We start from the raw sequence: 18,355 nt of genomic DNA on the forward strand, positions 1-18,355 counted from the left end.
AAGCGCACAGGGGGCACCATGAACAAGATTGGCCTTACACTTGGCAGCGATTGTGAACGCGCTGCCTTTGACGCCGAGAAGATCGCGGCGGCTGGCTTGGATGATGCCACCCTTTGCGACCTGCTGACCCGATGCCTCAATCCTCTCGCCCGCCTTCTGAAGGACGGCTGCGGCGTCGGAGTCACGGTGAGTGCCGGGCAGGCACATATCTTTGGACTGGAAACGGCGGAGGTATCAGTACCGCCTGAAGCCGCCCGGCTATGAGCGCCCTAAACCCCACCTCGCCGGTGATCCGCTTCCTGCCTTACCAGAAGGCGTGGATTGCGGATCAGTCGCGCTTCAAGATTGGCATGTTCAGCCGCCAGACGGGCAAGACCTTCTCGACCGGGGGCGAATGCGCCGACGATTGCTTCACCGCATGGGCCGAGGATCGACGGGCGCGGTGGGTGATCCTTTCGCGCGGGGAACGGCAGGCGGCCGAGATGATGACCGAGGTGATCAAGCCGTTCACCAAGGCCTATTATGAGGTCTATAACACCCTGCTTAAAGGCGGCGAGCCGACCTTCCACGAAGGCGAGTTCCGCGCGCCCCAGGAGAAGGGGCCGGATGCGGTTTACAAGCAGCTCGAGGTGGCCTTCCCGAATGGCAGCCGTATCACCGCGCTGCCCGCAAATCCCGACACCGCGCGCGGCTTTTCGGCCAATGTGATCCTCGACGAATTCGCCTTCCACGCCAAATCGCGCGAGATCTGGGCGGCGCTGTTTCCGGTGATTTCCAAATCCGGCCTGAAGCTGCGGGTGATCAGCACGCCCAACGGCAAGGGTAACAAGTTCTTCGAGCTGATGACCGCCGAGGATACGGTCTGGTCGCGGCATGTGGTCGATATCTATGAGGCGGTGCGGCAAGGGCTGGACCGCGATATCGACATGCTGCGCAAGGGCATGGCCGACCCGGATGCATGGGCGCAGGAATATGAGCTGCAATGGCTGGATGAGGCCTCAAGCTGGCTCGACTATGACCTGATTGGTGCCTGCGAGCATCCGGCAGCCGGGCTGCCCGGGCTGTATCAGAGCGGGCCCTGTTTTGTCGGTGTCGACATTGCGGCACGCAACGACCTGTTTGTGATCTGGGTCATGGAACTGGTGGGCGATGTGCTTTGGACGCGCGAGGTCATCACGCGGCGCCGGGCCTCGTTTTTTGAGCAGGATCAGCTGCTGGCCGAGGTGATGCAGCGCTATCATGTGGTGCGCTGCCGGATGGACCAGACGGGCATGGGCGAAAAGCCGGTCGAGGATGCCAAGCGCCGCCATGGTGACAGCCGGGTTGAAGGCGTCCTGTTCTCGGCCGCCATCAAGCTGGACATGGCGACTGCACTGAAGGAGGCAATGCAGGACCGCAAGGCACGCATCCCGGCGGGCGATGTGCCGTTGCGCGCGGATCTGCATGCCATCAAGAAACAGGTCGGGGTGACCGGCACACCGCGCCTGATTGCGGACGGCGACACTGATGGCCACGCCGACCGCTTCTGGGCCGCCGCCATGGCGGTCTCAGGCGCCCAGGTCACCTATCAACCGTATGCGTATCAGCCTGTGCCGATGGGCGGCGGGCAGGATTTTGACCGCGAGATCGCCACCACGGGCGGGTTTCGTGTTGGGAAAGGACTATTCTGATGGCACTGCTCGATGCCTATGGGCGACCGATCCGGCCGCAGCAGCTGACCCGACCGCAGGCCGAACCGGGGATGACCGGCATCCGGCAAATTTGGAACGGCTCGACAGCGTCAGGCCTCACGCCACAGCGCATGGCGGCGATCCTGCGCGCCTGTGATCAAGGCGACATGCACGAGTTCCTGACGCTCGCGGAGGAGATGGAGGAGCGTGACGCGCATTACCAGTCCGTCATGGGCACCCGGAAGCGCGTGATCAGCGGCATCACCCCGATTGTTGTTCCGGGGGGCAAGGATGCGCAGTCGAAAAAGATTGCCGATGCGGTTCAGCGCGAGATTGCCGAACATGACGGCTTCCCAGATATGGTCGAGGATCTGCTTGACGCGCTCGGCAAATCCTTCTCCGTGGTCGAACTGGATTGGCTGCGCGAGGGGCGTGGCTGGTCGTTTGCCGAGTTCATTCGCCGCGACCAGCGCCACTTTACTTTTGACCGGGCGACCGGGCGCGAGCTGCGAATGCTGGATGAGGCGGCACCGGTCGACGGGCTGACGCTTGAGCCCGCCAAATTTGCCATCCATCGTGCCCGGATCAAATCCGGCCTGACCTATCGCGGTGGTTTGGCCCGCGTCGTCTCTTTTGCCTGGATGTGCAAGCAGTACACGATGAAGGACTGGATTGCCTTTATCGAGACCTATGGCCTACCGCTGCGCCTCGGCCGCTATGGGCCTGAGGCCACCGTTGATGACGTGCGCAAGCTGTTTATGGCGGTAGCCAATATCGGCACCGATGCGGCGGCGGTCCTGCCCAAGTCCATGGAGATCGAATTCCAGAACGGCACCGCCGTCACCGGCGACCGTCTCTTTGAAAACTTCGCACGCTGGGCGGATGAACAGATTTCAAAGGCGGTTCTGGGGCAGACCATGACGGCCGATAGCGGATCGTCCGAGGCCCAAGCCAAGGTGCATAATGACGTGCGCCACGACATTGCGGTGTCAGACGCGCGGGCGGTATCCGGCACGATCAACCGCGATATCGTGCGTGCCTATGTGGCTCTGAACTTTGGTGAGCAAGACATCTATCCGCGCCTGCGTCTGGTCATCGAGGAGCCGGAAGACGCCAAGGCAAAGGTTGACGGAGCGGTGGCGCTGGCCGGGATCGGCGTCACCTTCCGCGCGTCCGAGCTGCGCCGCACGCTGGGCTATTCTGATCCTGAGCCGGGGGAGGAGGTGGTGGGTGGGCCGCCTGCGCCCCCTGCACCTCCGAAGGATGGGGACGCCCTGAACCGTCTGCGCCAGACCCTGTTGGCGCTGAACACCCCGACCGCCCCTGACACGGCCGACCAGATCACCGATGAGGCGCTGGAAGATTGGGAGGATCTGGCCAACCAGATGCAGTCGGCCATAGCCACGGCGGTGGACGGCGCGCAAAGTTATGAGGAGCTGCTGGCGCGGCTGCCTGAAGCGCTGTCGCTTATGCCCACATCACTGACCGTTGAAACCCTCGTAAAGGGGCTGTTCAAGGCCCGGGCGCTTGGGGATCGGGTGGATGGCTGATCCGCTTGATCGCCCGGAATACAGCTTCAGTCCCGGGCCGCCGCCCGAGGCCAGCCGGTTCCTGAAGAACAAGGGGCTGCGGCCTTCATTCGGGTTTGAGGATGTTGAACCCGAAGAACATGCCGTCGCATTCGCCGTGGCCAAGGTTATGGAGGTCGATCTTCTGGAGGCCATGCAAACCGAGATCCTGCGCGCGTTGGATGAAGGCTTGCCGCTGGCGACCTTCCAGAAGAGCTGGCGCGCTAATCCGCGTCTCGCCGAGTGGTGGGGCAAGCGCGAAATGACCGATCCGCTGACCGGGGAAGTCAAACTGGTGCAGTTGGGCAGCCCCCGCCGCTTGCGCACCATCTATAATGCGAACATCCGCAGTGCGCGTGCGGCGGGGCAATGGGAACGGATCGAGCGCACAAAAGCCGCTTTCCCCTATCTGGAATACCGCACCGGCCCCAGTGAGCAGCATCGGCCGCACCACCTGGCGAAAGCCGGAACCATCCTGCCGATCGACAGCCCGTTCTGGGATGACTGGATGCCGCCGAATGGCTGGGGCTGCAAATGCTGGGTGCGTCAGGTGACCAAGGCGGAAGCCACGCGGCGTGGCGTATCGCCCGAACCGGATGTGCCGGATCGTGTGGTGCCGAACGAGCGCACCGGGGACACGCGCTTCATCCCGCTCGGCATTGATCCCGGCTGGCAGCGCAATCCCGGCAAGCTACGCCTGCAGCACATGGACATGCTGTTGCGCGAGAAGATTGAAAACCTGCCTGAAGCCGCGCGCAAAGTGGCATTGCGTGACATTGCCACCAGTTGGCGGGTCATGCGCATCTTGCGCGATGGCGCTCCTGGTAAAGCCCCGGTCGCCATGCTGGAGCCTGCGCTCACAGAGCGGCTTGGCGCCCGGACCAGCCTGATCGATGTATCCTCTGCCACCATCGAGAAGCAGCGCGGCCGCCATCCCGAGCTGACGCCGGAAGACTATGCCCGCCTTGTCGATCTGCTGGAAAAGGGCAAGGCGATTGCGCAGAGCGAGACGCACCTTGCATTCGTCGAACCGGCGTCCGACCTACCATGGGTCGCTGTTCTCAAGCGGACACTGGACGGGCGAGAGGTGTTTCTCGTCAGCCTCTACAAATCATCATCAATGCGCTACATCAGCCGTCTGATCGAGCGTGGCGAGATATGGAGGGAGTGAAGCGCCTGGGAGGACGTCAGATCCTCCGCGACACGAGGCCGGTTCGACGGGATACTTGGCTCAGGCGCATAGCCAATATGGTGCAAATCGGGGCGGATTTCAACGGCCCCGCTCTCACCCACCGCCGCCCCGCCGTGCAATAGGCGCGAACTGCCCCGTTAAATACCCTTTTAATACCCTCGACAGGTCACCGGGTCTCTCGATACTGTAGAGCGGCGGTGGCCCCTGAGCGGCCCGCAAAATCACCCCCCCCGCATACCAGCCCGACACATGCCCGCCCCTGAAAGGTATCAGGGGCGATCCCATGCGCGCGGTTTGCGATGGTGCGGGCATGAAACCTCGCGCCCCATTCCTATCCGCCATCGCCCTGAACGCTGCCGAAGGCGTGGCACCCGACTGGGTGCAATTGACCCCGCCCGGTCCGCAAATCCTCGGCCGTGACGGGCGGTGGTGGACGCTGACTGATCCGCAGGCTGTGGCCGCGCGCTTCGATCCGACGAAGGAGCCGCAGATCGACATCGAGCATGCCAGCCAGCTGCAGGCGCCGCAGGGGCTACCTGCGCCCGCAGTGGGCTGGATCAAGGAGATTGCGGTGCGGGATGCCGCGCTTTGGGGCCGGGTCGAATGGACGCCGGTCGGGACCGCACTCGTGACCGAGCGGGCCTATCGCTATCTCAGCCCCGCCTTCAGCTTCGATCCGGCAACCGGCGAGATCCTCGAGATCGTCTGCGCTGGCCTGACCAACACCCCCAACCTCGAACTGGCGGCGCTGAATGCCGCCCAACCGGAGACCTTTGATATGGACAAAGCGGTCCTTGAGGCCCTTGGCCTCGCGGCCACCGCCACGGCGACCGAAGCGCTGGTGGCGATCAATGCCCTCAAATCCGAAAAGGCGGTGGCGCTGAACGCAGCGCAACACCCCGACCCGGCGCAATTTGTGCCGCGTGCCGATCATCAGCTGGCGCTGAACCGGATCACGCAATTCGAGACCGAAGCCAAGGATCGCGGCGAAGCGGAAGCGGTGGCGGCTGTGGATGCGGCGATCACGGCTGGCAAAATCGCCCCGGTCTCGCGCGATTACCACCTCGCCACCTGTCGGGCCGATGGCGGCTTGCAGCGGTTTCGCGATTTCGCGGCCGCGCAGCCGGTGATCGCGCCGCCCTCCGGTCTTGATGGCAAGCCGCTGCCCAAGGCCGATGCCAAGACCCTCAGTTCCGAGGAACTGGCCGTCTGCCGCCAGATGGGCATGAGCGCCGACGACTTCATCGCGGCCCGTGCCGCTGAAAAGCAGGAGTAACGCACATGGCGCTTATCAACGCCGCAATCCTTCAGGCGCTCAATACGGGCGTGAAAAAGAACTTCCAGGACGGCTATGGCCAGATGCGCGCCGCGTCGTTCTGGGAAAAGGTCGCAACGCTTGTGCCGTCGACCACCGCTTCCAACACCTATGGCTGGCTGGGCGACTTCCCCAAGCTCCGCGAATGGGTGGGCGACCGTGTTGTCAAAGACATCAAGGAGGCCGGGTACACCATTACGAACAAGCTCTTCGAGGGCACGCTCGGGGTGCAGCGCACGCAGATCGAAGATGACCAGTTCGGGCATTACGCCCCCATCGCCATGTCGATGGGCCAAGAGGCCGCGCAACATCCTGACCGGCTTCTGCAGGCCCTGATCAACGGCGCGGGCGCTTCCCTTTGCTATGATGGCCAGTATTTCTTCGATACGGACCACCCGGTCGCGCCCAATGAGGACGGGTCCGGTGTTGCGGTCAGCGTCTCCAACTTTGTCACCGGCGCAAATCCGGCATGGTATCTGCTGGACTGCTCGAAGGTCTTGAAGCCGTTCATCTTCCAGGAGCGCACCAAGCCCGAACTGGAAATGAAATTCGACCCCTCGACCTCGGACTCCGTCTTCAAGTCGGATCGCTTCGAATGGGGCATCCGGTATCGCTGCAATGTCGGCTTTGGCTTCTGGCAGCTTGCCCGCAAGTCGCAGGCCACGCTGGATGCTGCTGCCTTCACGGCCGGACGGCAGGCTATGCGCGAACTGAAAGGCGATGGCGGGCGGCCGCTGGGCATTGTGCCCAACATCCTGATGGTGCCGCCCTCGCTCGAGGCCGCTGCGGACGCCATCGTCAGTGTGCGCACCCTGCCGCAGGGCGGTGACAACCCGAACTTTGGCAAGGCCAAGGTCGTGGTGATGGATTGGGCATGATCATGGGTCAGAAATTGTTGATCGCCGCCGTCGCTGCCATCAGTTTCCGCCGTTGCGGCCGGACCTTCCCCAAAGAAGGGGTTGTCGTCGATTACCCGGACGATTTTTCCGAAGAGGAATGGGGTGTGCTGCGGGCCGAGCCGATGCTGCATATCAGCGTGGCACCCGAAGAGGCAGAGATCGCCGCCGATGCCGCGAATGACCTGAAGGCGCAATTGCGCCGTGTTGTCGCCGGGCTGGCATCCGAGGATTTCGGCGAAGACGGCGCGCCACTGGCCGAGGCGATCCGCAAGGCTCTGCCCGGCACCAGCGGCATCACCAAGAAGCTCGTCGCCGAAGTCTGGGCCGAGCTGAAGGATCAACAGCCCTGATACCCCAAGCCCGCCGCGCGTGACGCGGCTGGCAAACCAGCCCGGGTCACTGCCCGGGCGCCTTGCAAGGGCGGCGCACTATCCCCGCCGCCCTTGTCCTTACCCGGAGCCGCCCATGCCCTATGCCAGTCAGTCCGATATCGTGACCCTCTACGGCGCCAATGCGCTCGTGGTGGCCGATCATGACCGTGATGGCGTGCCGGATACCGAGGCGGTCACCCGTGCCCTCGACCTAGCATCCGCTGAAATCGACACCTATATCGGCCGCCGCTACAACCTGCCTCTGCCGGTCGCCAGCACGCCCCACCTGATGCAGCTCTGCGTCGATATTGCGCTGTATCGTCTGGCGCTGTCGCAGGACGTGGCCTCCACCGAACACCGAACGCGCTATGAAGACGCAATCACCACACTAGTGCGGATTGCCGATGGCCGCGCCGCTCTGGTGTTGCCGGCCCAGCCCCCGGCCGAGGGCGAAGAAGGCCCCAGCCCCGAGGTCAGCGGCCCGCAGCCCATCGTCGCGGGCGGCCCCCCGCGTCTCTTCAGCCGCGAACAGATGAGGGACCTGTGATGACCGGCGTTGCAGTTGAAGCTGACTTTTCGGTTGCCGCCCGCGCGCTCGGCCGGTTGACCGACGAGCAACTGGCTTTGCTGGCCTATGAGATCGGGGCACTGGTTGAAGATCAGACCAAATTGCGCATCGCGGACGAAAAACGCGCGCCCGATGGCACGCCATGGGTCCCGTGGTCCGAGGCCTACGACAATACCCGCAACCATGCCAAGCACTCGCTGCTTGTCGGCGAAGGCAATCCCGGCCTGCTGGAAAGCATCCAGAATTATACCACCGGCTTGCAGGCGGTGGTCGGCACCCCGTTGATCTATGGCGCGATCCATCAATTCGGGGGGCCTGAGGGTGCCCGCGATCCTGACTTGCCTGACGGCGCTGCTGGCAGTGGCATCCCGGCACGCCCCTATCTTGGCCTCTCCACAGACAACCGCACCGCCATCGAGGATCTGGTGATCGGTCGCCTTGAGGATCTGCTTCAATGAGCCTTTACAACACCCCTGAAGACCTGCTTTCCGGGCTGCCCGACCGGGTGGCGGCCGAGATCCGCACCATCTTGCCGGGCCTGCGCACCTGCCGGGGCATGGCCGGTCGGCTGGACGTCAAGACCATCAAGGCGCTCGGCATCGCGGCACCCGCCGTGCTGGTGACCCGCCTGCGCCTGCGGCAAGACCAAACCCGCAGCGGCCCGCATCATACCTTCCGCGCGCAGATGGCAGCCTTCATCCTGTGCAAGGATGAGCTTGCTCTGCCGCGTGACGTTGGCGTGTCGAACATCGCGCAAGTCTTGCTGACACGGCTGCCCGATACGGATTGGGGCGCACCGGATCACCTTGGCCCGGCCGAGGCCATGACCGAGGAACCGCTTGTCAGCGCCGAGAGCCAAGGCCTTGCCATGGCGTTGACGGCCATCACCTGGGATCAGGTGATTGCGTTTGAGCCATGGCCTGAGCCGCCGTCGATCACACCCACCCTCTATCTGGGCCAGGCCCCGGCGATCGGCGCAGATCATGAGGCGGATTATACGCTGATCGGGGGTGGCCAATGACCTATTCGGCAGCCGAGACAGACCGCCAGATCGGAAATGCGCTGCATGTCGGTACGATTACCGCCATAGATAACGCGACCGGCCGCGCCCGCGTGCAGATCGGCGATCTTCTGACCCCTCCGATACAGATCATGCAACTGCGCTCGGGCACGATCCGAATGCACTGGATGCCCAGCCTTGGCGAGCAGGTCACGATTGCCGCCCCATCAGGCGACATGGCCCGCGCCTTCGTCATGGGGTCATTGCCTATCGACGGCAACATGGTTGCCCCCGATGAGGGCAGCCCGACCATGGACCTGGGCGGCGGCACCCTGCGGCTGATCGGCAACCTTTACATCGACGGCGATGTTGAAGTGACCGGCGATGTGGTCGCCTCGGGCATCAGCCTGGTCACGCACACCCATGGCGGCGTCATCCCGGGCGGTGCCAATACCCAGGAGCCAAACGGATGACAGAACAATCGTATATTGCGCGCGCAGCCGGATGGATTGCAGGCCGCCGCGTGAAAGCGGGCGAGCGGCTGACCATGACGCCTGCGGCCGCGCGCTATGAGCCGGTCGATATGGCACCGCAGGGCGCGCAGACCAAGCGCGCGGCGCGCAAGTCCAGTAGCCCGATTGCCGACGCACCCGCCGACCAGGGCGAAGCGGAATGACCGGCATGTCGAGGCTGACCGGCCGCAGCATTTCTGGCGGCAGCCATCTTGCGCAATCGATCACGGATATCCTGTCCACGCCCAAGGGCAGCCGCGTCTTGCGCCGTGACTATGGCTCCCGCCTGCCGGATTTGATCGATGCGCCGATGAACGGCGAAACTATGGTTGATCTGTTCGCGGAGACCGCTGAGGCGCTGGACCAATGGGAACCCCGCCTGAAGCTGCGCCGCGTCGAGGTGAGTGCTGCGCGCCAAGGTGAGCTGCGCATGGTGCTTACCTGCGATGTTCAAGGCGTAAACACGGCGGTCCAGGTGGAGCTGATGGCATGAGCACCCCGATTGATCTCTCTAGGCTCAGGACTCGTTGTGGATCATAGCCAGAACAGGACGATTGCGGCGAGGAGGATGGCCGAGAAGAAGGTCTGTGGACAGCGGTCGTATCGGGTGGCGACACGCCTCCAATCCTTCAACCGCCCGAACATGATCTCGATGCGGTTGCGCCGTTTGTAACGCCTCTTGTCGTATTTCACGGCCTTCTTGCGAGACTTTCGGCCGGGGATGCAGGCCTTTATCCCCTTGTCATTCAATGCTTCTCTGAACCAATCGGCATCATAGCCCCGGTCCCCCAGCAGCCACCCTGCCTTCGGCAGGCTACCCAACAGCGCCGCTGCGCCAGTGTAATCACTGACCGGCCCGGCGGACATGAAGAACCCGATGGGACGTCCCTTGGCATCGGCAACGGCGTGCAGCTTGGTGTTCATGCCGCCTTTGGTGCGCCCGATCTGGCGCCCGCGCCCCCTTTTTTAACCCCAAGGCTTGATGCCGTGCGGTGCGCCTTGAGATAGGTCGCGTCAATCATGATCGTCTTGTGTTCGGCGCGCTCTGCGGCCAGGCCGACCATGATCCTGGCGAAGACGCCGTTGTCACTCCAACGTTTCCAGCGGTTGTAGAGGGTCTTCGCCGGGCCGTATTCAGTTGGAGCGTCACACCAGCGCAACCCATTGCGATTGACGAATATTATGCCGCTGAGGACGCGGCGATCGTCGACGCGGGGCTTCCCATGACTCCTGGGAAAGAACGGCTTCAGGCGTTCCATCTGGGCATCGCTCAGCCAGTAAAGATTGCTCATCGATCAGGTCTCCTTGCGGAGCCTGAATCACGCCAAACGCCTGAAATCAATGGGTCTGGAGCCTAGAGAGGTTTCACGTCGTACACATGGGGGCGAGGCCGAACAGTGGGCGGCTGAAGCCGCGACACACCTGCGCTTCATAAAAAACGCGTGGAGAAATCAAGCTATGCATCCGCGCCAGACCTATGACGAGGACAGGGCTGTGGCGATTTTCGACAATGCGCGATCCTTTATGCAGCACATTTCCGAAAAGCTCAGCGAGGATGACTTGCTCGACTGAGAAGTCGCCAGATCTACTTCTGGGTTGCCCTCAGCGCGTGGCAAATTTCATTGAGAAGAGCACTCTGCCTCGCCACGCAAACCTCATGTTGTAACGAAGTCTCGTTCTGCGCTTCTGTGGGTGAGGTGATTCCACTTTGTTCAAGAAGGGAGGCGAGAAATGGCAGTTAAGGAAGTATTCGTGCGAGGCTATGGCGTCATAGATGAGGCACGTCAACTCAGCATGGAGAGACCGGACTGGCAAGATATCCGTTCGCGTCTCAACCGACAAATCCCCGGCACTCTAGCACATTGTTTCGGGTGTCATGAGCCAGTATTCCTTCGCGCCGGGAAACCAAATAGCTCAATGCGGCCTCACTTCTCTCACTTCAAGGACGGCGGGATAGGGTGTCCTTGGGGACAAGACACGACTAGACCGCTAGACCGAATCCGCGCTGGCATTTTCACAGGGAATCAGGAGTCAGAACTTCATCGGCACATGTGCGAGCGCGCCTTGGAACTGATCGAAGCAGATGCTCGATATGTTGCAGGCTCAGGTGCGGTTGACAGTTACATGAAGTCGAAAGACGGGTATCGGGGACGATGGCCGGACGCAAGTTTTGATATCGACGGGTTAGGAAAGTTCGCCATTGAGGTGCAGTTTGCACCGAGCTTGGCACCGGAAGTCATCGGCCGATCCGACTTCTACGCCAAAGAAGGCGTCAACCTGATCTGGCTTTTGCCGTGGTATAGCTTCGAACAAGTGCAGCGAGCATATGCTTCCGATATTGCGCAAGAAGCCCGTGGTAACTTCTTTGTCCTAGATCAAGAAGCAGAACGGGAATCTCGTGTCCGAGGCACCCTCGTAATTTGGGCAGCGTGGATAGGCGAACGTAGTTTTGAGAGGAAGCTCGTCTCTCTTGACGACCTGACATATCCTAAAGGCGGTCATCCCTTCTTCGTCGATGCAGTCACGCCTGCCATTTTTCGCACAGCAGAACGAAGACGACAGCAAATCTCACTGGATCTCTTGGAAACCAAGGACGACATCGTTCCCAAGCGCAAAGTTATCTTTGACCTCGATGAGCAGCCAGATGAAGAAGGATCGCGCCTGATACGCAGCGCCATCTCCATTTGGTCTGCAGCGAAAGGCGAGTATATCAACTATTCGGGTCATAGTGACAAACTCACTGGCCAAATTGATGCCTACCTCAACTCCAATGATGGCCGACGGCGTGCGGTGATCATCAATCAGATGCTTGTGTCAACCCAAGCAAGACCCTGTATCAAACGGTCCGTGTGGGAGAAAATAGAGCGAGCGGACCTCCACGACCAGCTCGACGATAGCGACCGTTGGGTTGCCTACGTCCATTCTCTGTTCCCAGAAGTGTTCCGTGTGGATCTAAGAAGTGAGGCCCTAGTCGCGGGCAGCCTTCCGACTTGGGCAATCCCCGCTGGGTGAACAGGTGAGACTGGCGGGTGCGCAGCTCGACCTTTCTAGCGCGCCTTTCACCTTACTTAGCCCAACAGAACTTTCCTGCCACCATCAGCTTCCCAAAATCGCACTGCTGCAAACCTTCGTGTCACGCACTGCAAAAATTCGTGTCGCGCTACATACGCCTATATCTTCGACCCCTTCGGCAACCGGAACGAGTTCTCCTCGGGCATGGAGCAATTCGCCGATGACGCAAAGCCGCTGAGCGTAGACATCGCCCCCCAGCAGCTGGCCGAGGTGATGAGCGGCTGGGGCTACGAGATGGCCGAAACCTTCATGACGGTCGGATCGTGAGCGGGTCGGCATACCTCGCGGCGCAGGATCTGATCCTGCGCTTCTGGGCGGTGATCGACGAGGTGGAGGACACCCCCGGCCCGTCCCTGTTCATCGAAACGGGCGCATTGGCGATCGAGAGCTTCCGGGCAGAAGGACCCGAGGAGCTGACCCGTTACTTCACCGCCCGCCGGATGCTGTCGGTGGAACGCCAGCGCGCCACGCGGCACATCTGCAGCAACCTGCGGCTTCTGCCGGGCGAGGGCACGCGGCTGGCCGCCACGATCACCGTCTTCTCGGGCAGCGGGGCACGTCCCCTGCCTCTGGGCACCCCCTCGACGCTGGCCGATTTCACCTTCGACTGCGTCGAGACCGCCGAAGGCTGGAAGTTCCGGGAGGTCTGGGGCGCGGTGGTTTTCGCCGGGGCCGACACGCCGGATCTGAAGAAGGCCGCCGCTGCGGCGAAAGGGGAAGCGGCATGAAACAGGTTGCGCTGATCCATGGCTGGGGCGGCTCCTACGCCGCCACCTGGGAAACGGCGGGCTGGAATGCGGCGCTGCGCGCGGCGGGGTTCGATCCGGTCGGGGTGAACATCGCCGGGCATGGGCCCGAGGGCGGCTCGCATGATCCGGCGGATTATGGCGATCTGGCCGGAGATCTCGCCCAAAAGCTGCCCAAGGGTCTACATGGTGCCATCGGCTTCTCGCTGGGCACCAAGCTTCTGTTGGAGCTGGAGGTGCGCAACCCCGGCGCCAATGGGCGCTTGGTGCTGGGCGGGATCGGCGACAACATCTTCGCGCCGGAAACCATTGGCCCGGCGCTGGTGCAAGCTCTGCGCGGTGTCTCCGGCGAACAGGCCCCGCAGGTGGCGGCCCTGTTGGCCTATGCCGCGAAAAGCGGGGCGGACAACCTGTGCCTCGCCGCCGTGCTGGAGCGGCCCGCCAATCCGGTCCTGCCCGAAGGCCGGCTGATCAAGGCCAAAGCCCCGATTCTGATCTTCAACAGTCGCGACGACGCCGTGGCGCAACCCGATGCCCGGCTTCGCGCCGCGCTGCCCCACGCCCGACACCAGCTGATCGACGGCCCCGGCCATGTCGGCTTGCCTGCGGACCGAACGTTCCGCGATGCCGCCATCGCCTTTCTGACCCACTGACATTCCTAGGGAGGATAATCCGTGTTCGACGATACCAACCCAATGATTGACCGCGTCCGCACCATTCTGCCCAAGATCAGGGCCAATGCCGATAAGGCCGAATCCGACCGCATGGTCCCGAAGGAGAACATCGACCTTCTGAAGTCCACCGGCCTGCACCGCGCCTTCCAGCCCCGCGCCTATGGCGGGCTGGAAATGCCGGTTCCCGAGTTCGAGAACTGCATCGCGCTGATTGCCAGCGCCTGCGGCTCCACCGCCTGGGCCTTCTCCCTGCTGGCGGAACATGCCCATCAGATCGCGCTCTATTCCAAGGAGTTGCAGGACGAGATCTGGGCCAAGGATCCCGACACGCTCGCCTCCTCCTCTATTGCGCCCTATGGCAAGTCGGTCGAGACAGAGGGCGGCGTCCGCTTCTCGGGTGAATTCGGCTGGTCCTCGGGCTGCGATCACGCGACCTGGGCGATCCTGGGCTTCCTGCGCGACGATGCCACCCATGGCAAGGTCTACAGCTTCGCCATCGTCCCGCGCAGTGACTATGAGATCAAGGACACCTGGTTCACCCAAGGGATGCGCGGGACGGGATCGAAGACTATCGTCGTCAAGGACGCCTTCGTGCCCAACCACCGGATCGAAAGCGTGCCCGCGCTGATGACGCTGACCTCGGCGGGCGGGCAACTTTACCCCGACAGCAAGACCTATCACACCCCCTTCATCTATGTCTTCGCCAGCTGCTTCTCTTCAGTCAGCCTGGGGGTCGCGGAACGGATGATCGCGCTCTACACCGAGCGCACGCAAGGACGAGTCCGCGCCTATACCGGCGCCAAAGTCGGCCAGAGCATCCCTGCCTGCATGCGTCTGGCCGAAAGCGCCCATCAGGTGGCGGCGGGCCGCGCTTTCCTGGAAAAGACCTGGGAGGACATGCGCGACCATGCCGCCCGCCGGGCCTATCCCGATCCGCTGAAAATGGCGCATTGGCGGACGAACCAGGCCTATGCGGTGAAGATGTTCGTCGCCGCCGTGGACCGGCTGTTCGAGGCTTCGGGCGGGTCGGCCTGGTTCGAGGATTCCGAGGCGCAGCGGCTGTTCCGCAACGCCCACATGACCGCAGCCCATGCCTATACCGATTACGACGTCAGCGCCCAGATCCTGGGGCGCGCACTGATGGGGCTGGAGCCGGACCCCTCCTTGTTCTGATCCAGCCGACGAACCGGCGCGCCCGGCCCCAGGCGGGCGCGCCTCCCCCCCCAAAAAAATACCCGAGGTCCGTCATGGCCGATACACATCATCCCGCAGCGGAGGGGTTCGACCCCCGCGCCTTCCGCGCCACGCTTGGCTGCTTTGCCACCGGTGTCACGGTGATCACGGCGCAAGCGGAGGGACGCCGCGTCGGCGTCACCGCCAACAGCTTCACCTCGCTGTCGCTGGAGCCGCCGCTGATCCTGTGGAGCCTGATCAAAGCCTCGTCCAGCTATCCGGTCTTCGAAGCGGCCAGCCATTTCGCAGTGAACATCCTGGCACAGGATCAGATGGAGCTGTCAAACCGTTTCGCCCGGCCGGGCACCGACAAATTCGCCGGGATCACGCTGGAGGAGGGCCATGGCGGCTGCCTGCTGCTGCCCGACACCTGCGCCACCCTGCAATGCGCGCGTGAACAGATCCTGGATGGCGGCGACCACTGGATCCTGATCGGGCGGGTGACCGCCTTCGAGAATTCCGAACAGGCCCCGCTGCTCTATCACCGCGGCGCCTATTCCAGCGCCGGGCCGCATCCGCACCAAGCCCGCAGCTGACCCCGCGCAACGACCCGTTTCGACACGTTCAAGGGAGGAGACCTGAATGAAGACCACGAAGAGGAAGACGATCCCGGCACCGGCCGCCGCCGCGACCGCGCTGCTTCTGATGGCCGGCACCGCGCAGGCCATCGACGTTGGCCCGGCCGATTACACTATCCTGCCCAGCGGTACGACGCTGGGGATGTTCTACTGGCAGCACATGTCCTCGGACACGCTGTCGATCGGCGGCACTGAGGTTCCCGGATCGTCCTTCAAGGCCGATGTGGTGATCCTGCGCAGCCTGAACTACTTTCAGATCGGCCAGACGCCCGCCGCCTTCCACATCGTCGCGCCCTATGGCGAGATCGGCAATGCCCGGATCGGCGGCGCGGACCAGCCGACCCGCAGCGGGATCGGCGATGTGACGGTGGGCCTGACAGCCTGGCCGGTCCAGCCCTCCAATCCCGAGACCGGGACCACGCTGGGGTTCTCGCTGTTCGCAACGCTGCCCACCGGCGATTTCGCCCCTGGCAGCATCGGCATCGCCGAAGGGACGACGACGATCACCCCTCAGGTCGGGATCATCCAGGGCCTAGGCGATGGCTGGTATTTCGACGGCGTCCTAGATGTCGCGATCCAGGCGGACCATGACGAAGGCGGCGTCACCCATGAGCGCGACCCCGCGTGGCAATTGCAGACCATGCTGCGCAAGCAATGGGGCCCCGAGACCTCGCTGACCATCGGCTATTCCGGCCAGCGCGGCGGTGACCAGATCGTCGGTGGCGTGAAGACCGGGCTGAAGACCCACCGCGACCAGATCCGGCTGTACGGCACCCATTTCCTGACGCCCACCCTGCAGGTTCAGGGCATGCTGGCCAAGGACCTCAATGTCGAGGGCGGGTTCAAATATAACAGTGTGGCGCAGATCCGCCTCGTGAAGGTCTTCTGACCCTTTCCGGCCCGGAAACCGCTCCGGGCCGTACTTCACTTTAACAAACAGGAAAGCCCATGCCCAGCAGACCGGGAAAGACCATCATCTCCTGCGCCATCACCGGCTCGATCCACACGCCGTCCATGTCGCCACATCTGCCGGTGACGCCCGATCAGATCGCCGAAAGCGCGATCAGTGCCGCAGAGGCCGGGGCGGCGATCCTGCACCTGCATGCCCGCAATCCCGAAACCGGCGCCCCCAGCCAGGATCCGGCACATTATACGCAGTTCCTGCCCCGCATCGCAGCCGCCACGGATGCCATTGTCAACATTACCACCGGCGGCGGACTTGGCATGTCGATGGAGGACCGGATCGCCCCGGCGCTTCAAGCCGCGCCAGAGCTGGCCTCGCTGAACATGGGATCCTTCAACTTCAACATCTCGGGCGCCGAGAAGGCGCTGTCAAACCCGCAACCCTGGGAGGCCGAATACCTGCGCGGCACCCGCAACCTTATCATGTCGAACACCTTTACCCAGATCGAGACGGTGCTGTCCCGGCTGTCGACCGCAGGCACGCGGTTCGAGTTCGAATGCTATGACACCGGCCATCTCTATAATCTCGCGCATTTCGCCGATGCCGGGCTGGTGAAGCCGCCGTTCTTCGTGCAGGCGATTTTCGGCGTCCTGGGCGCTCAGGGCACCGATCCTGAGAACCTGATGCATATGCGCGCCACCGCCGAGCGGCTGTTTGGTGACGATCACCTTCTGTCGGTCCTGGGCGCGGGCCGCGCGCAATTCCCGCTGGTGACCATGGGGGCGATACTGGGCGCGCATGTCCGCGTGGGGTTGGAGGACAACCTCTATATCGCAAAGGGCCAACTGGCCGAAAGTAACGCCCAGATGGTTGCCAAGATCCGCCGCATCCTTGAGGACCTGGGCCATGAGATCGCCACCCCGGACGAGGCCCGCGCGATGCTGGGCACCAAGGGCGCAGACCAGGTGTCCTTCTGATGCGGAGCGGATTTCGCGCGCGCCTGGCCGGGGCTGAACCGCTGCTCGGCACCTTCCTGAAGATCCCCTCGACCCAACCGGCCGAAATCATGGGGTCACTCGGCTTCGACTTCGTGGTGATCGACGAGGAACACGCCCCGCTAAACCCCGAGACCACCGATGCAATCCTGCTGGCTTGCCGCGCGCATGGGATGGCCGGGCTGGTGCGGGTACGCCATGCAGGTGATGTGTTGCGCGTATTGGACAGCGGCGCAGACGGGGTTCTGGTGCCGCATGTGGATAGCGTCCAGGCCGCGCAACAGGCGGTAGCGCTGTCCCGCTATCGCGGTGTGCGGGGCTTTTCTCCCACGACCAGGGCGGGGGGCTTCGGCGCGTTGAGGGCGGAGGAGCAGATCGCCGCACAGGATGCTCGCGTTGCCGTCATCGCCATGATCGAGGATGCCTCCGCCCTGCCCCTCATCGATACGATCGTTGCGGTCGAGGGCCTGGACGCGATTTTCATCGGACGCGCCGATCTTGCTGTCAGCATGGGCGAGGCAATAGCTGAAGGGGGGCTCGACCGGGCCGTCAACCGCATCCAGTCCGCCGCCCACGCTCAAGACCTTCCTGTAATGATCCTCGCCGCAACCCCGGCCGAGATGGAAGCGTTCCGCCGTCAGGGTGCCACAGCTTTTCTATATGGCTCGGATCAGGGGTTTCTAAGGGCCAACGCCGCCCAGGCCAGAACCGCATTAGCGTCAGGACTCGTTCTAGCGTCATAGCGGTGTTGTTGCAAAACCCTGTCTCCCAAGAATTCACATAGCGAATCCATGCGGTTAGACGGGGCGCATAACCCCTCATCGCCCGCAGCACCGCGTCCCGCCGTTGCATCGGTGTCGTCAGGGCTTTCCCAAAAGATCATTCAAAACCACATTGTCGAGCATGACATCTGCCACAAGGCGCTTCAGCTTGGCGTTCTCGGTCTCGAGCTGCTGGAGTGTTGTGACCCCCAATGTTCATCCGGCTGAAGCCTGAGTCCCTTGTTGAATTTGGCGCGGTTGTGCCGACGGAGCAATGGGCGATCTGCGCGGCGTTTC

The 18,355-nt window shown here is 63.0% G+C and carries 24 protein-coding genes and 1 pseudogene; 23 read left to right on the forward strand and 2 right to left on the reverse strand.

The annotated features are described in order from the left end of the window. Positions 1–18: 18 nt before the first annotated feature. The 13 genes from GBJ34_RS16010 (at position 19) to GBJ34_RS16070 (ending at position 9,588) form a co-directional block, all read left to right on the forward strand. Entirely contained in the window at positions 19–264 is a 246-nt protein-coding gene (locus tag GBJ34_RS16010) for a hypothetical protein (protein ID WP_151720207.1), read from the forward strand. Beyond that, entirely contained in the window at positions 261–1,670 is a 1,410-nt protein-coding gene (locus tag GBJ34_RS16015) for a terminase large subunit domain-containing protein (RefSeq protein WP_151720208.1), read from the forward strand. Before GBJ34_RS16010 ends, GBJ34_RS16015 begins: the two co-directional genes overlap by 4 nt. Next, on the forward strand, positions 1,670–3,220 hold the full coding sequence (locus GBJ34_RS16020; RefSeq protein WP_151720209.1) for a DUF935 domain-containing protein: 1,551 nt from the start codon (positions 1,670–1,672) through the stop codon (positions 3,218–3,220). Before GBJ34_RS16015 ends, GBJ34_RS16020 begins: the two co-directional genes overlap by 1 nt. A gap of 148 nt (positions 3,221–3,368) precedes the next feature. After that, positions 3,369–4,409, forward strand: coding sequence for a phage head morphogenesis protein (locus GBJ34_RS16025; RefSeq protein WP_226341232.1), 1,041 nt, complete (start codon positions 3,369–3,371; stop codon positions 4,407–4,409). 331 nt (positions 4,410–4,740) lie between these two features. After that, complete coding sequence (locus tag GBJ34_RS16030; protein WP_192931256.1) at positions 4,741–5,706, forward strand: phage protease; 966 nt, start codon at positions 4,741–4,743, stop codon at positions 5,704–5,706. Positions 5,707–5,711: 5 nt separating this feature from the next. Next, a complete protein-coding gene (locus tag GBJ34_RS16035; protein WP_151720212.1) occupies positions 5,712–6,623 on the forward strand; it encodes a Mu-like prophage major head subunit gpT family protein in 912 nt (303 codons plus the stop codon). A 2-nt stretch (positions 6,624–6,625) separates the two neighbouring features. Continuing rightward, positions 6,626–6,994: a hypothetical protein gene (locus GBJ34_RS16040; protein ID WP_151720213.1), complete on the forward strand. Its 369-nt coding sequence runs from the start codon at positions 6,626–6,628 to the stop codon at positions 6,992–6,994. A 115-nt stretch (positions 6,995–7,109) separates the two neighbouring features. Next, entirely contained in the window at positions 7,110–7,562 is a 453-nt protein-coding gene (locus GBJ34_RS16045; RefSeq protein ID WP_151720214.1) for a gp436 family protein, read from the forward strand. After that, entirely contained in the window at positions 7,562–8,041 is a 480-nt protein-coding gene (locus GBJ34_RS16050) for a phage virion morphogenesis protein (RefSeq protein ID WP_151720215.1), read from the forward strand. Before GBJ34_RS16045 ends, GBJ34_RS16050 begins: the two co-directional genes overlap by 1 nt. Continuing rightward, positions 8,038–8,604, forward strand: a complete 567-nt coding sequence (locus GBJ34_RS16055; protein ID WP_151720216.1) for a hypothetical protein — start codon at positions 8,038–8,040, stop codon at positions 8,602–8,604. Before GBJ34_RS16050 ends, GBJ34_RS16055 begins: the two co-directional genes overlap by 4 nt. Further along, positions 8,601–9,056, forward strand: coding sequence for a phage baseplate assembly protein V (locus GBJ34_RS16060; RefSeq protein WP_151720217.1), 456 nt, complete (start codon positions 8,601–8,603; stop codon positions 9,054–9,056). Before GBJ34_RS16055 ends, GBJ34_RS16060 begins: the two co-directional genes overlap by 4 nt. Next, on the forward strand, positions 9,053–9,259 hold the full coding sequence (locus GBJ34_RS16065) for a hypothetical protein (protein ID WP_151720218.1): 207 nt from the start codon (positions 9,053–9,055) through the stop codon (positions 9,257–9,259). Before GBJ34_RS16060 ends, GBJ34_RS16065 begins: the two co-directional genes overlap by 4 nt. A gap of 5 nt (positions 9,260–9,264) precedes the next feature. Further along, positions 9,265–9,588: a GPW/gp25 family protein gene (locus GBJ34_RS16070; protein ID WP_226341233.1), complete on the forward strand. Its 324-nt coding sequence runs from the start codon at positions 9,265–9,267 to the stop codon at positions 9,586–9,588. Positions 9,589–9,629: 41 nt separating this feature from the next. On the opposite strand, the gene GBJ34_RS16075 is transcribed toward GBJ34_RS16070, so the two are convergent. Next, a protein-coding gene (locus tag GBJ34_RS16075) for an IS5 family transposase (protein ID WP_151720220.1) occupies positions 9,630–10,387 on the reverse strand; the annotation gives its coding sequence in 2 pieces (ribosomal slippage) (positions 9,630–10,051 and positions 10,051–10,387; 759 coding nt in all). A 13-nt stretch (positions 10,388–10,400) separates the two neighbouring features. Here GBJ34_RS16075 and GBJ34_RS16080 point away from each other — a divergent pair. The 10 genes from GBJ34_RS16080 to GBJ34_RS16125 all read left to right on the forward strand — a co-directional run bounded on the left by GBJ34_RS16080 (position 10,401) and on the right by GBJ34_RS16125 (position 18,040). Then, positions 10,401–10,667, forward strand: a complete 267-nt coding sequence (locus tag GBJ34_RS16080) for a hypothetical protein (protein ID WP_151720221.1) — start codon at positions 10,401–10,403, stop codon at positions 10,665–10,667. 492 nt (positions 10,668–11,159) lie between these two features. Then, entirely contained in the window at positions 11,160–12,107 is a 948-nt protein-coding gene (locus GBJ34_RS16085) for a competence protein CoiA family protein (protein ID WP_151720222.1), read from the forward strand. A 204-nt stretch (positions 12,108–12,311) separates the two neighbouring features. Beyond that, positions 12,312–12,434: a hypothetical protein gene (locus tag GBJ34_RS21105; protein ID WP_264177072.1), complete on the forward strand. Its 123-nt coding sequence runs from the start codon at positions 12,312–12,314 to the stop codon at positions 12,432–12,434. Then, positions 12,431–12,895 carry a nuclear transport factor 2 family protein gene (locus GBJ34_RS16095; RefSeq protein ID WP_226341234.1) on the forward strand — a complete coding sequence of 155 codons (465 nt, stop codon included), beginning with the start codon at positions 12,431–12,433 and terminating at the stop codon, positions 12,893–12,895. Before GBJ34_RS21105 ends, GBJ34_RS16095 begins: the two co-directional genes overlap by 4 nt. Beyond that, positions 12,892–13,566 (forward strand): alpha/beta fold hydrolase, encoded by a 675-nt coding sequence (locus tag GBJ34_RS16100; RefSeq protein ID WP_151720224.1) that lies wholly within the window; start codon positions 12,892–12,894, stop codon positions 13,564–13,566. The genes GBJ34_RS16095 and GBJ34_RS16100 overlap by 4 nt, the downstream gene beginning before the upstream one ends. 21 nt (positions 13,567–13,587) lie before the next feature. Further along, positions 13,588–14,760 (forward strand): p-hydroxyphenylacetate 3-hydroxylase oxygenase component, encoded by a 1,173-nt coding sequence (locus GBJ34_RS16105; RefSeq protein ID WP_151720225.1) that lies wholly within the window; start codon positions 13,588–13,590, stop codon positions 14,758–14,760. Between the two features lie 74 nt (positions 14,761–14,834). Then, on the forward strand, positions 14,835–15,356 hold the full coding sequence (locus tag GBJ34_RS16110) for a flavin reductase family protein (protein WP_151720226.1): 522 nt from the start codon (positions 14,835–14,837) through the stop codon (positions 15,354–15,356). A 109-nt stretch (positions 15,357–15,465) separates the two neighbouring features. Then, the gene (locus GBJ34_RS16115) at positions 15,466–16,287 is read left to right on the forward strand and encodes a transporter (RefSeq protein WP_404811437.1); all 822 of its coding nucleotides are present in this window, start codon (positions 15,466–15,468) and stop codon (positions 16,285–16,287) included. Positions 16,288–16,346: 59 nt separating this feature from the next. Beyond that, on the forward strand, positions 16,347–17,279 hold the full coding sequence (locus tag GBJ34_RS16120) for a BKACE family enzyme (RefSeq protein WP_151720228.1): 933 nt from the start codon (positions 16,347–16,349) through the stop codon (positions 17,277–17,279). Continuing rightward, a complete protein-coding gene (locus GBJ34_RS16125; protein WP_151720229.1) occupies positions 17,279–18,040 on the forward strand; it encodes an HpcH/HpaI aldolase family protein in 762 nt (253 codons plus the stop codon). The genes GBJ34_RS16120 and GBJ34_RS16125 overlap by 1 nt, the downstream gene beginning before the upstream one ends. Before the next feature lie 67 nt (positions 18,041–18,107). Here the strand turns inward: GBJ34_RS16125 and GBJ34_RS16130 are convergent. After that, positions 18,108–18,256, reverse strand: a pseudogene (locus GBJ34_RS16130) (IS3 family transposase); the annotation flags it as partial. Positions 18,257–18,355: the final 99 nt, after the last annotated feature.

It is taken from the genome of Gemmobacter serpentinus, from assembly GCF_008973825.1.
In the GTDB taxonomy this organism is placed as follows: Bacteria; Pseudomonadota; Alphaproteobacteria; order Rhodobacterales; family Rhodobacteraceae; genus Gemmobacter; species Gemmobacter serpentinus.